The organism is Clostridiales bacterium FE2011 (assembly GCA_017569305.1).
Classification (GTDB): domain Bacteria; phylum Bacillota; class Clostridia; order Christensenellales; family Aristaeellaceae; genus Aristaeella.
Genome location: CP069418.1, coordinates 3,246,662 through 3,258,991, shown reverse-complemented (window position 1 = coordinate 3,258,991; position 12,330 = coordinate 3,246,662). Strand labels below are relative to the sequence as shown.

The 12,330-nt window shown below is 57.0% G+C and carries 12 protein-coding genes and 1 pseudogene; all 13 read right to left on the bottom strand.

The window, feature by feature from the left end; genetic code table 11:
• Positions 1-38: 38 nt before the first annotated feature.
• Complete coding sequence (locus JRC49_14655; GenBank protein ID QTE71003.1) at positions 39-1,241, bottom strand: phosphoglycerate kinase; 1,203 nt, start codon at positions 1,239-1,241, stop codon at positions 39-41.
• A 215-nt stretch (positions 1,242-1,456) separates the two neighbouring features.
• Entirely contained in the window at positions 1,457-2,491 is a 1,035-nt protein-coding gene (locus JRC49_14650) for a DeoR family transcriptional regulator (GenBank protein QTE71002.1), read from the bottom strand.
• A 254-nt stretch (positions 2,492-2,745) separates the two neighbouring features.
• Positions 2,746-3,654 (bottom strand): annotated as a pseudogene (locus JRC49_14645) (IS3 family transposase).
• Complete coding sequence (locus JRC49_14640; protein ID QTE71001.1) at positions 3,558-4,130, bottom strand: helix-turn-helix domain-containing protein; 573 nt, start codon at positions 4,128-4,130, stop codon at positions 3,558-3,560. Before JRC49_14640 ends, JRC49_14645 begins: the two are co-directional and overlap by 97 nt.
• 64 nt (positions 4,131-4,194) lie before the next feature.
• Positions 4,195-5,340: a tRNA 4-thiouridine(8) synthase ThiI gene (gene thiI / locus JRC49_14635; protein ID QTE71000.1), complete on the bottom strand. Its 1,146-nt coding sequence runs from the start codon at positions 5,338-5,340 to the stop codon at positions 4,195-4,197.
• Positions 5,341-5,357: 17 nt separating this feature from the next.
• On the bottom strand, positions 5,358-6,509 hold the full coding sequence (locus tag JRC49_14630) for a cysteine desulfurase (GenBank protein QTE70999.1): 1,152 nt from the start codon (positions 6,507-6,509) through the stop codon (positions 5,358-5,360).
• A 3-nt stretch (positions 6,510-6,512) separates the two neighbouring features.
• Positions 6,513-7,043: a hypothetical protein gene (locus JRC49_14625; GenBank protein QTE70998.1), complete on the bottom strand. Its 531-nt coding sequence runs from the start codon at positions 7,041-7,043 to the stop codon at positions 6,513-6,515.
• 219 nt (positions 7,044-7,262) lie between these two features.
• Positions 7,263-8,138, bottom strand: a complete 876-nt coding sequence (locus JRC49_14620; protein ID QTE70997.1) for a polyprenyl synthetase family protein — start codon at positions 8,136-8,138, stop codon at positions 7,263-7,265.
• Complete coding sequence (gene xseB / locus JRC49_14615; protein ID QTE70996.1) at positions 8,135-8,362, bottom strand: exodeoxyribonuclease VII small subunit; 228 nt, start codon at positions 8,360-8,362, stop codon at positions 8,135-8,137. Before xseB ends, JRC49_14620 begins: the two co-directional genes overlap by 4 nt.
• The gene (gene xseA, locus JRC49_14610) at positions 8,359-9,627 is read right to left on the bottom strand and encodes an exodeoxyribonuclease VII large subunit (GenBank protein QTE70995.1); all 1,269 of its coding nucleotides are present in this window, start codon (positions 9,625-9,627) and stop codon (positions 8,359-8,361) included. Before xseA ends, xseB begins: the two co-directional genes overlap by 4 nt.
• The gene (gene folD, locus JRC49_14605) at positions 9,624-10,472 is read right to left on the bottom strand and encodes a bifunctional methylenetetrahydrofolate dehydrogenase/methenyltetrahydrofolate cyclohydrolase FolD (GenBank protein ID QTE70994.1); all 849 of its coding nucleotides are present in this window, start codon (positions 10,470-10,472) and stop codon (positions 9,624-9,626) included. Before folD ends, xseA begins: the two co-directional genes overlap by 4 nt.
• Positions 10,473-10,905: 433 nt before the next feature.
• On the bottom strand, positions 10,906-11,877 hold the full coding sequence (locus tag JRC49_14600) for an O-sialoglycoprotein endopeptidase (protein ID QTE70993.1): 972 nt from the start codon (positions 11,875-11,877) through the stop codon (positions 10,906-10,908).
• Positions 11,874-12,329, bottom strand: coding sequence for a transcription antitermination factor NusB (gene nusB, locus JRC49_14595; protein QTE70992.1), 456 nt, complete (start codon positions 12,327-12,329; stop codon positions 11,874-11,876). The genes JRC49_14600 and nusB overlap by 4 nt, the downstream gene beginning before the upstream one ends.
• Position 12,330 lies beyond the last annotated feature (1 nt).

Here is a 12,330-nt window from a genome sequence, read left to right as displayed (position 1 = left end):
AAGCCGAATATTTCATTGGGAAACGGCTATGCCGTTTCTCACTTCTCGTCCAGGCAGGCAACGCCGGGCAGGGTCTTGCCTTCGAGGAACTCGAGGGAGGCACCGCCGCCGGTGGAGATGTGGGTCATCTTGGCGCCCAGGCCCATCTGTTCAACAGCCGCAGCACTGTCGCCGCCGCCGATGATGGTCACAGCGTCGGAATCAGCCATGGCCTGAGCCACAGCCAGGGTGCCCTGAGCCAGGGTGGGATTCTCGAACACGCCCATAGGTCCGTTCCAGACCACGGTCTTGGCGGTCTTCACGGCGTCTGCGAACAGCTCGCGGGTCTTGGGTCCGATGTCCAGGCCTTCCACGTCAGCGGGGATCTTGTCGGAGTCAACCACGGTCACATCCACAGGTCCGTCGATCGGATCCGGGAAGCCGGCAGCGCACACGGTGTCGATGGGCAGAAGCAGCTTCACGCCCTTTTCGGCAGCCTTGGCCATCATGTCCTTGCAGTAGTCGATCTTGCTCTCGTCCAGCAGGGACTTACCAACTTCGTAGCCCTTCGCCTTCAGGAAGGTGAAAGCCATACCACCGCCGATGATCAGGGTGTCAACCTTTTCCAGCAGGTTGTTGATCACGTTCAGCTTGTCTTCGATCTTCGCGCCGCCCAGGACAGCCACGAAGGGACGATCAGCGTTCTCCAGAGCCTTACCCATGATGGACAGTTCCTTGCCGATCAGGTAGCCGGCCACGTTGGGGCTGGTGTAAGCGGTGACACCGGCGGTGGAGCAGTGAGCGCGGTGGCAGGAGCCGAAAGCGTCATCCACGTAAGCGTCAGCCAGGGTCGCCAGATCCTTGCTGAAGGCTTCGCCGTTCTTGGTTTCTTCCGCACGGAAGCGGGTGTTCTGCAGCAGGACCACGTCGCCATCCTTCATAGCGGCAACAGCAGCCTTGGCGTTCTCGCCCACCACGTTATCGTCATTGGCGAAAACAACGTTCTGACCCAGCAGCTCGCTCAGGCGGACAGCCACAGGAGCCAGGGAGAACTTTTCTTCCGGACCGTTCTTCGGCTTGCCCAGGTGGGAGCACAGGATTACTTTGCCGCCGTCAGCGATCAGCTTTTTGATCGTGGGCAGAGCAGCGACGATGCGCTTGTCGTTCGTGATCTTTCCGTCCTTCATGGGGACGTTGAAGTCGCAGCGGACCAGTACCCGCTTGCCTTTTACCTGAATGTCATCAACCGTCTTCTTTGCCATGATTTTATCTCTCCTTTTCTTATTGGATACTAACCTATATTGTAAAGCCTGAAGGCTTAACAATCAAATTTTGGAATTCACAATTCATAATTCATAATTCACAATTATGATTGCTTTCCCCATACGCCTACGCTGTCATTCTGAGCGGAGCCGTCAGGCGGAGTCGAAGGATCTCCTCCGCAGTCACTTACCTTCAAGTGAAGAGTGATCAGTGATCAGTGATCAGTTGAAAGAATGCTAAGCATTCTTTCGGCAGCACCCTGATCCGTCACCAGCAGGTAGTGCCTTGTATGCCGCAGGATCGAAATAATCGCTTCCGCCTTGGAAGCACCCGCCGCCGCCGCGATCATCCGGCAGGTGGGCTTCAGCTTCGCCAGGTCAACGCCCACGTTTGTGGACTCCATGAGGCACTTGCCGTTCAGGTCATAGTACGCACCGAAGCTCTCGCCCTTTGCGCCCTGGTGAATCAGATTGCTCTGCACCTCATGGGGCAGCCTGCGCTGTTTCATCATCCCGGAAGCCGTGCCGATGCCGTGCAGGATCACGTCCGCCCGCTCCAGCAGTTCCATGGCCTCGCTGACCTCAGGCAGCTTCAGCATTTCCTGCAGGGCCGCCGCGTCCAGCGTATCCGGCAGGTGGATCAGCCGGTAATGCCCGCCCAGCTTGCCCGCAATTTCTTCTGCCAGGGTGTTGGCCTGGGTTTCCACGGTACGGCCGAGGCCGCCCCGGGCAGGAACCACCATGACGTTCAGGGGCGTGGGGCTCTGGATGCTCTTTGCCACCGCGGCAATAGTCCGGCCGCCGGTCACCGCCAGGGTGTTGCCGTTGACCAGGATATTCCGCAGCCTGGCCGCACAGATGCGGCCGACATCGGACAATACCTGTTCATCCTCATCCGCATTGCCGGGAGCAATGAACACCTTATCCACGGGCAGGAGCTCACACAGACGTTTTTCCGTTTCAGTGAGACCGCTCATGGCCTTGGAGAAGGCACGGGAGGTTTCCAGCACCTCTTCCGCTTTGCCGGAAAGCGACATGCCGGAAGCGTCCAGGTCTACATATCCCAGGTCCTTCAGGATGGCCGCGGTATTGCGGATTTCCCTCTCCGGAAGATTCAGCTTGGCAGCCAGCTGACGCCGGCCGACCGGCTGCAGGGCTGCGATCCGCTCCAGTATCAGTGCCCGCCGTGTAATCTCGTCAATCAGATCGGGAGCAAGTTTGCGCATCAGGGTAATGAATCCTGAGTCCATCTGCTCGCCTCCTTTTGACTGGCGGGACGATTTTTGCCCGCAAGGGTGAATTGTGTCCCAAAGAAGATTTTAACACAGAAACTGACGCTTTACAAGCAAAAATGAGGGGTTTTTGAGCGATTTTTAGTCAAAAAACGCTTCAAGCCAATTTTGGACACTGGGGACAGTCCCCGGTGTCCAAAAAAAGAAAAAGTGGACACTGGGGACTGTGATATGTACCCAGTTTCCTGGACACATTGAATTATGATCGAGGCTCAACCCATGGATGCCATCCTGTATTTTACGGGTGGCATCCATTTTGTTTTTGCCTGGATGCGCTCATTGTTGTAGTAGTCAATGTACCTCGCCATGGCTGAGGAGAACTCCTCATATGATTTGTAGTCTTTCTCGCATCCATAAAACATCTCGTTCTTTAGTCGTCCGAAGAATGTCTCCATAATACTGTTGTCATAACAGTTTCCTTTTCGGGACATGGACTGAATAACGCCACGTTTCTCAATCGTATTTCTGAAATAAGCATGTTGGTACTGCCAACCCTGGTCAGAATGAAAGATCAGACCATTAAGTGAGGAAAACCTGCTTAATCCTTTCTCCAACATCCGTCGGATCTGTTCCATGTTTGGACTTAACGAAAGATCGTATGAGATGACCTCGTTTGTGTGCATATCCAGAATTGGAGAGAGGTAGCATTTCCCCCAAGATAAATTGAATTGAGAGACGTCGGTTGTCCATTTTTGCAAAGGCTTTGTTGTACTAAAGTCTCGGTTAATGAGGTTATCTGCCACCTTTCCAACTTCTCCCTGATAAGAATGGTACTTTTCTTTCGGACGTTTACCTTTAAGGTCCATGCAATGCATTAAGCGCTGGACCTTTTTGTGGTTTACCTTATAGCCTCTGTTGATCAGTTCGTGGTGTACTCTCCGAACACCATATCGACCTTTGTTGTGTTCAAAGATTTCCCTGATCACACATGCGACTGCTTCGTTCCTTTTCGCTACCACGTCTTCTTTTGAAACTTCGTAATAGTACGTGGATCTGGAAAGGCCCATCGCTTTAAGAAGGCACTTCAGTTGGTATCCTTCTTCTCTAAGTTCTTTGATGATCGCTGCTTTTTCGCCTTGAGTCGCGCAGCCTCTTTTTCTTCTCTCAAGGCGATCTCTTTTTTTATGACTTCGATTTCTGCTTTAATGTATGCGTTTTCGGCCCTCAGTCTCACAAGCTCTTCATACTCGGATTCATTGAGTTTCCTAGGGTTGTTGTAATTGATTTTCTTCATATGGGGCTCCTTTGATGGTCGGCCTTTTCTCATGTTTACCAGACCATTATACCCCTCGAGCTTATATTTGCGAACCCAGCGAGAAAGTAAGCCGTTGTGTATACCTGCCTCATTAGCTACTGACAGGATTGATGAACCTGCAATAACCTTGGCAACCAGCTCATATTTCTCTTCTGGAGTCCATTCCTTATTAGTCCCCCGGCGCTTGAGAACCTCCGGCCCATTTGCTTCTTCTGCATGGAACCATCGCAGGATCATCCTGTGAAAGTTTTTAGGATCTTTAATACTTGTGGGAGTCTCTGGCCACCTTCCTTCTCTGTACATCTCAACGCATTTCCTCTTGTACTCATAACTGTAATGCATAAAAATACCCTCCTTACTGGTGTCCAGTAAAGAGGGTACACATCACTGTCCCCAGTGTCCACTTTTAGACGCGGATCATCTCGACGCCGTCCAGTGCCCGCTGAATCAGTTCCTCGCTGTCCAGGCGGCTCTCCCCTTCCAGGATCTTGTCCATCTTGGGGTGAGTGGCCGGATGCCGGGGCGTGAACACCGTGCAGCAGTCCTCATAAGGCAGCTCAGAGATCTCCAGGGTGCCGATCTTCCTGGCTACGTCGATAATCTCACTCTTGTCAAAGCCGATCAGCGGCCGGAACACGGGCATCTCCACCACGGCGTTGGTAGTGCCCAGGGCCGTCATGGTCTGGCTGGCCACCTGGCCGATGCTCTCGCCGGTAATCAGGGCTTCGCTCTCGGTATCCTTCGCAATCCGCTCGGCGATACGCATCATATACCGGCGCATGATGAGGGTGGTGTATTCCTCCGGGCACTTCTCGTGGATGGCCATCTGGATCTCGGTGAAGGGCACCACATAGACCTTGATGCCGCAGCAGCTGAAAGACAGCTTCCGCGCGAGGTCCAGCACCTTCTCCTTCGCCCGGTCAGAGGTATAAGGATAGGAATGGAAGTGCACCGCGTTGATCTGCACACCGCGCTTGGCGATCATCCAGCCCGCCACAGGGCTGTCAATGCCGCCGGAGAGCAGCAGGGTCGCGTTGCCGTTGGTGCCCACAGGCATACCGCCGACGGCCGGAATCACCTTCACGTAGAGGTAAGCCATATCCCGGATTTCGATATTCACCAGGTGCTCCGGATTATGCACGTCCACCTTCAGGTCAGGATTGGCCTGCAGGATACGGTAGCCCACTTCCTCATTGATGGCCATGGAGTTCATGGGATACCGCTTGTCCGCGCGGCGGGCATTGACCTTGAAGGTTCCCTTCAGGTCCTTTGCCATTTCCACCGCCTGGGCACAGATGGCCTCAAAGTCCTCCTTGGGCATCTCCACAGCGGGACACACACTGTGCACGCCGAAGACCTTCGTGACCCGGCTGATGCACTCCTCCAGGTCATTGAATCCCTTCACAAAGATCCGCCCGTCGTGCACCCACACTTCGGCTCCCATGCCACGGACAGCGTAGCGCACCTTCCGCACCAGCGCACGGATAAAGTACGGTCGGTTAAGGCCCTTGAGGAAAATCTCGCCGTAGCGAACAAGTAATAAGTTCTGCATTGTTTAACCCCTTTTCCTTACCTTCTCACAAACTTCTTCAGCATATTATAATGCTTCAACGCACACTCCACCGCATAATCAATCTCTGCCTGCGTGGTATCGGCGCAGAGGCTGAACCGCAGCGAGCAGTCCGCCTGCTCTGTGCTGACGCCCATGGCCTTGAGCACCGGGGAAATTTTCTGCTTGCGGCTGGCGCAGGCGCTGCCGGCGGACACATACACTCCGTCGCCTTCCAGGGCGAAGAGCATGGTCTGGCTCCGGACCGGCATCAGCGCCACATTCATGATATGCGGTGCGCAGGTTTCCGGGTTCTCTTCCGGTCCGTTAACCTTTGCCTCCGGAATCTTCTCCAGCAGGCTTTGCCGCAGGCGATTCTTGAGATCCCGCATTCTTACATTCGCTTCCGGATCCCAGGTCCTGACCGCCTCGCCCAGTGCAATAATCCCGAAGGTATTTTCCGTGCCGGACCGGAGGTTTCCCTCCTGCCCGCCACCAAACTGCACTGGACGGATCGGATGATCCTTCCGCACAATCAGGGCGCCGGTCCCCTTCAGGCCATGGATCTTATGCCCGCTGAAGGCATAGGACTGGATGCCCAGCTTATTGAAATCCAGCGGCACCCGCAGGAACCCCTGGACGCCGTCCACATGGATGGCTGCACCGGGCGCCTTCGCGTTCCGCAGCTTCACAATCTCCTGCAGCGGCTCCACAGCTCCGGTCTCATTGTTCACCTGCATGACGGAGATCATGAGGACGTCCTCGTCCAGCATTTCCTCCAGCTTCGCCAGGTCCACGGATCCGGTCTTCCCCGCCGGGATTTCCTCCACCGTATGGCCCATCTTCCGGATCTCATCGGCACAGGCCGACACCGCCGGATGCTCCACAGAGGAAATCAGCACCCTGCCCGGCTTCCGCCGGCTCTTCAGGTGCCCCAGCAGCGCCAGGTTGTCCGCCTCGGTACCGCCAGAGGTAAAGATCACCACCTGCCCGGCAGCCCCGGCCGCCTTCAGGCAGGTTTCCCGCACCCCGTCGATCCGTTTCTGGATCTCCAGGGCAGGCTTATATAAAGCGGATGGATTATACCATCCGCTTTCCAGCATTTCGCTGACCACCGCCGCGACAGCCGCGGACGGCTTTGTCGTAGCGCTGTTGTCCAGATACGCCTTCATTGCTTACTCCCGATACGCTCCATTGGGCAGGTACTTGCGGATATAATCCACCATCTCTTCGCTGGGCTCCAGGATGATCATCTTCTTGTCGGAGTCCTTGGTGAAGTAGAAGTAATACAGCTCCGCCTCCCGGTTCAGGAACCAGTTCATCCGCTTGATGCCGGGCATGTTCAGATACCGCTGGAAGGCAGAGGAAGACACCTTGCCGAAGGCTTCCACGTTCCGCACGTTCAGGCTGCCCAGGCTCTTGCGCTTCTTGTTGTTGTACACTTCCGCGAAATCCAGCGCGCCGTTGGTGAAGGTATACTCATACTCCGTCAGCAGCTTATCATGGAAGAAGTAAGTGTACACCGCGACGCCGCCGGTAATCACGATCAGGATGACGGAGAACCAGCTGAAGTTGGTAGACAGCGTGCCCAGCGTCATGCTTGCGATGATGGCTGAAAACACGATGATGATCCAGCTGAAGTAATACAGGGCCCGGTTCAGTCCATTCTTGTGCTTAACCACGACTTCTTCCAGAAAATGATCCATGAAAGGCATAAGATTTTCCTCCAATTCGTGATTCTGAATCACGAATTGGAGGAAAATCAATTCATAATTCATAATTCAGAATTCATAATTATATATGGTTTACCATTTTTATCAGGGGCATACTCAGGAAGACCTGCCCATGCTCCAAATATTCTGAATTCAAATTCATTGGTTCACACTCCATAATTATGAATTATGAATTGTGAATTATGAATTTCCTTAATTCTTCCGGGTGAGGGTGCTTTGGGCAAGGTTGCGGAAGAAGGCGGTTTCGTACGGCAGGCTGTCCAGGGCTTTCATTGCCAGGGCGACCTGCTCTTCGGCATCCTTTTGGGTGCCTTCCACGCCCTTCAGGGCGACCCAGGTCATCTTGTCCAGTGCCGCGTCCATACCGGTGTTCTTGCCCAGCAGGGCCGCGTCTCCGATCACGTCCAGCAGATCGTCCGTCATCTGGAAAGCCAGACCCAGGTGCAGGCCGTAATCATGGGCTGCCTTGATCTGGTGCTCATCCGCCCCAGCCAGCGCCAAGCCGGCCTCCATGGGGGCTTCCAGCAGGTCCGCCGTCTTGTGGGCGTGGATATAGGACACCAGGTCTTCCCGGGGCTTTTCACCCTCAGAAAGCACGTCCCTGGTCTGCCCGGCAATCATCCCGGTCACGCCCGCGTGGCGCATGATAATCTCCAGCGCCCGAATGCCCCGGGTATCCGCCATTTCCACCGCCGTGCGGGCCATCAGCTCCGCCGCGGCATTCAGCAGCCCGTCCCCGGCCAGGATCGCCAGATCCTCGCCGAACACCTTATGGTTTGTAGGCTTGCCCCGGCGCAAGTCATCATTGTCCATCGCCGGCAGATCGTCATGGATCAGGCTGTAGGTGTGGATCATCTCAATGGCGCAGGCAAAGGGCAGTGCCAGCTCGGCATCCCCGCCGGCCATCTCACAGGCCGCCAGCAGCATTACCGGCCGCAGCCGCTTTCCGCCGGCCTCCAGGCTGTAGCGCATGGCCTCCAGCAGCCGTTCCGGAATATATCCGAGGGATTCCAGCATCGACGCCAGGGAATGCTCCACCAGGGCCTGGTACTCCGCATACGTCTTCATGCTTCTTCTCCCGGAGCATTCAAAGGCTGCTCCCCGCCGTCCTGCAGCACAGTGAGCCTGCGGTTCATGTCCTTCAGCTCCTCATCCAGCGCGGAAAGGGTCTTCATGCCCTCTTCGAACTGCTTCACCGAATCCTCCAGGGGCAGCTTGCCCTCCTCGATCCGGCCGATGATCTCCTGCACGGATTGCAGCTTTTCCTCGAAGCTCTTCTTTTCCTCGCTCATACTGTTCCCTTTCCGGTCACGGCCACCCTGCCGTCCGCAAACTGCAGGGTCATCTCTTTCCGGGTCTTCGCTTCCTCAGCCCGGGTCAGAATCTTCTCTTCCTGGTCATATACCAGGGCATATCCCCGGTTCAGCACCGCCAGCGGGCTCACCGCCGTCAGACGCTCCCGGAGCCTTGCCGCGGTATGTTCTGCGTCCTTCATCCGTCCGGACACCGCCAGCTTCAGCGCGTTCCGCGCGTCCGCGGTTCCCTTTGCGGCATTCTCCAGCCGGGTGCCGATGGCGCCGCACAGCTGAAGCTTCAGCAGTTCCCGCCGGCTTTCCAGCAGGGCAATCCGCTTTTCCGGCGACAGGGCCGACAGCCGCTGCCGCAGGCCGGTTAGTCTCAGTTCCGCCTTCCGGATCTCTGCCGTTTCCGCCCGGGTCAGCGCAGACCGCATCAGGTTCACCCTGCCCTGCAGCTCCCGGCTGTCCGGGAAGACGATCTCGGCAGCGTTGCTGGGGGTTGAAGCCCTTACGTCCGCCGCCAGGTCACACAGGCTGGTATCGATCTCATGTCCCACGCCGGAAACCACAGGCTTTTCGCTTGCGGCCACCGCCCGGGCCACGATTTCATCATTGAAGCACCACAGGTCCTCGGCGGAGCCGCCGCCCCGGGCCACGATGATCACGTCCGCATCCGTCTCATTGGCTTTCCGGATGCCTTCCGCGATCTCCTTGCCCGCCCCTGTACCCTGTACGGTCACAGGAATCAGCACGATCGGGATGGCCGGGCACCGCAGGGCCGAAACGTTCAGGATATCATGCAGCGCCGCGCCGCTCTGGGAGGTGACCACCGCCACCTTCCGGGGCTTCATCGGCAGCTGCCGCTTCCGGCCCGGATCAAAGAGGCCTTCGTCCGCCAGCTTCCGCTTCAGCTCCTCCAGCTTCACGTACATATCGCCCAGTCCGGCAGGCCGCAGTCCGGTCACGATCAGCTGCATCTTGCCCTGGGGCGCGTAGAAATCCACATACCCCTCAGCAAGCACCTGATCCCCGTCCTTCGGGCGGATCTGCGCCCTGAGGTTGGCATTCCGGAACATGGCGCAACCGATGGACGCCTGGGCGTCCTTCAGGCTGAAGTACCAATGGCCGCTGGCGATCTGGTTCCTGAACCCGCTGACCTCTCCCCGGACCAGGACGCTCCGCGTCCGCGGATCCCTGCGAACCGCTTCAGAGATAATCAGGTTCAGCTCCGATACGCTCAGGCCTGCTTCATTCGTCACTTAAGCATCCTTTCCGCGGCTTCCACGGTATTCATCAGCAGCATCGTGATGGTCATCTTTCCGACACCGCCCGGCACCGGCGTAATCCAGCCCGCAACCTCTTTCACCGCGTCATAGTCCACGTCGCCTTTTACCTTGCCGTCCACCCGGTTGATGCCCACGTCAATGACGATGGCGCCGGGTTTCACCATATCCGCTGTTACAAAGCCGGCCTTGCCGACGGCCGCCACCAGGATGTCCGCCCGGCGGGTATGCTCCGCCAGGTTCTGAGTCCGGCTGTGGCACATGGTCACCGTGCAGTTCTCCTTCAGCAGGAGCATGGCCATGGGCTTGCCTACGATGTTGCTCCGGCCGATGACCACGGCTTCCTTGCCGCTCAGGTTCACGCCGGTGGATTTGATCATATGCAGCGCGCCCCGGGGTGTGCAGGCCACGACGCCTTCCGTACCGGTCAGCATATGGCCGGCGTTGATCAGGTGGAAACCGTCCACGTCCTTCTCCGGCAGGATCTTTGCCAGGGCCGCCTGCTCGTCCAGGTGCTTCGGCAGGGGCAGCTGCACCAGGATGCCGTGAATCGCGCTGTCCGCGTTCAGCTCCTCAATGGCAGCTTCCAGCTCTTCCTGGGTGGTCTCCGCCGGCATATTGATGGTCCGGGAATACATCCCGACTTCCGTGCATCCGTTTCCCTTGTTGCGAACATAAATCTCACTGGCAGGATCGTTCCCGACGAGGATGACCGCAAGACCGGGAGTGAGGCCGCGCTCCTTCAGAGCAGAAACGCGCTCGGCTATCTCCTTTCTGAGACTTTCGGACATTACTTTACCACTCAGAATTTCTGCAGACATTGAATAGCCTCCCGCGTTTCATTAATTCATAATTCATAATTCACAATTCATAATTGTGAATGGTTTAACCCTTGTAATCCGGATCGATCAGACTGTCATTCCGACTAAGGCCGTAGGCCGCATGGAGGAATCCCTTGATAAATCGGCTGCGATTCCGGACTGTAACAATCATACGTAACGTATAACTGTCATTTTGGGGTTCGTAACGCCCGGAAATAGAGCCAGTGGCTCTATTTCAGTGAAAACGGGGCGAAGAACCGATGACCTCCAGTGGAGGAAATCTCATCGGTTCTGAGGTCAACTGAAACGAGCGATCTGTCCGGGAGACAGTCGCGACGATTGAAGTTGCGGGTATCAGCCCCGGGGCACGAAGGGAGTCGAGAAATCTCGTTCTTCTTAGCCGGTTCCACAATCCATAATTGTGAATTATGAATTATGAATTGTGAATTTTATATTTGGCCGCACCGATCAATGCAACTCCCACCGCATTGTCTCCGGACATCTCGGGGCGGCCAAATATGATTTCCGGCACGCCTCGTGTCTTTCTGCGACGGTCTTCCATCATTTCCCTCAGCAGCGCCGACGCAGCAACCCCGCCGGTGACCAGTGCCTTCTTCAGTCCGGTCTTTTCCGCCCCGGCCTTCAGCATCCGCACCAGCGTCCGAGCCAGCAGGTCGTAGATCTCCCGGGCGATATCCTCCCGGGGCCTCGAACCCGCCGCAATCCACTGCTGGACCTTGGTCTCCGCGCCGCTCAGGTGGCAGGTCAGGTCACCTTTTTCCAGGCTGCAGCCCAGCAGGCCTTCGCTCTTTCCATGCACCGCCAGCTTCTCCAGCTCTTCCCCGGAGGGAAACGGCAGACCCATGGCCACTCCGGCCCGGTCCACCAGCTGGCCCGCGTGCAGGTCCGCGCTGCCACCGATCTGCGTCACGTGCTCGGTATCCATCACCAGCAGGTCAGTAGTCCCACCCGATAAATGAACCGCCAGCAGGCGGTCCTCATTCTCCAGGGCGGTTCCGGCAAGCGCAGCCGCCAGATGTCCCCGCTGATGCGTCGTCTCATAGAACGGCACATCCAGCGCGGCAGCCAGCATGCTCCCCGCCGTATACCCGACCTGGAACACAGGCATATAGGATTCCTCTCCGTCCCGGGGCTTGGTGCTCGCCGCGACGGCCGCAATGGTCCGGTCCTTCATGGCTTCCCGCAGGGCAGGTTCGCTGTCCCGCAGCTGCCGGATATGCGCAAAAACGGCGTCGCTCTGGCGAAGTCCCCGCTCCCCGTTTGACACGGGCAGCAGCTCCCGGTGATTGACCAGGATTTCTCCATCCAGCGTGACCGCCGCCACCGAGGTTCTGTAATTGCTGGTATCGAAGCCGATGACTACCGGCGTTCCGTCTTTGCTCACGCCTGCGCCTCGTGCTCCCGCAGGATCGTTCCGAGAATGCCGTTCACAAACGCCTTATCCTCCGGATCGGAGAAGCGTTCCGTCAGCTCCAGCGCTTCAGCGATGGAAACATTGCCGGGCACATCCTCCGCATAGAGGATCTCCCAGACCGCCAGCCGCATGATCGTCAGGTTCACCAGCGAGATCCGGTCAATGTTCCAGCCCTTCGCAGTGTTCTTCTCGATCAGCTCATCGATCTCATCCCTGTGGGAAAGAACACCTTCCAGCGCGGCGGTGATATAATCCCGATCCTCGCCGTCCGGCTCTTTCCGGCCGATATGCTCCACGCCGGGGAGACCATCCTCCCGCAGCTCGTCATAGACCATTTTCAGCGTATCCTCGCCGCCCTGGCCTCCGGAGATCTTCTCAAAGATCATCTGCATGGCAGCGACACGCGCAGTCGTTCGGGACATC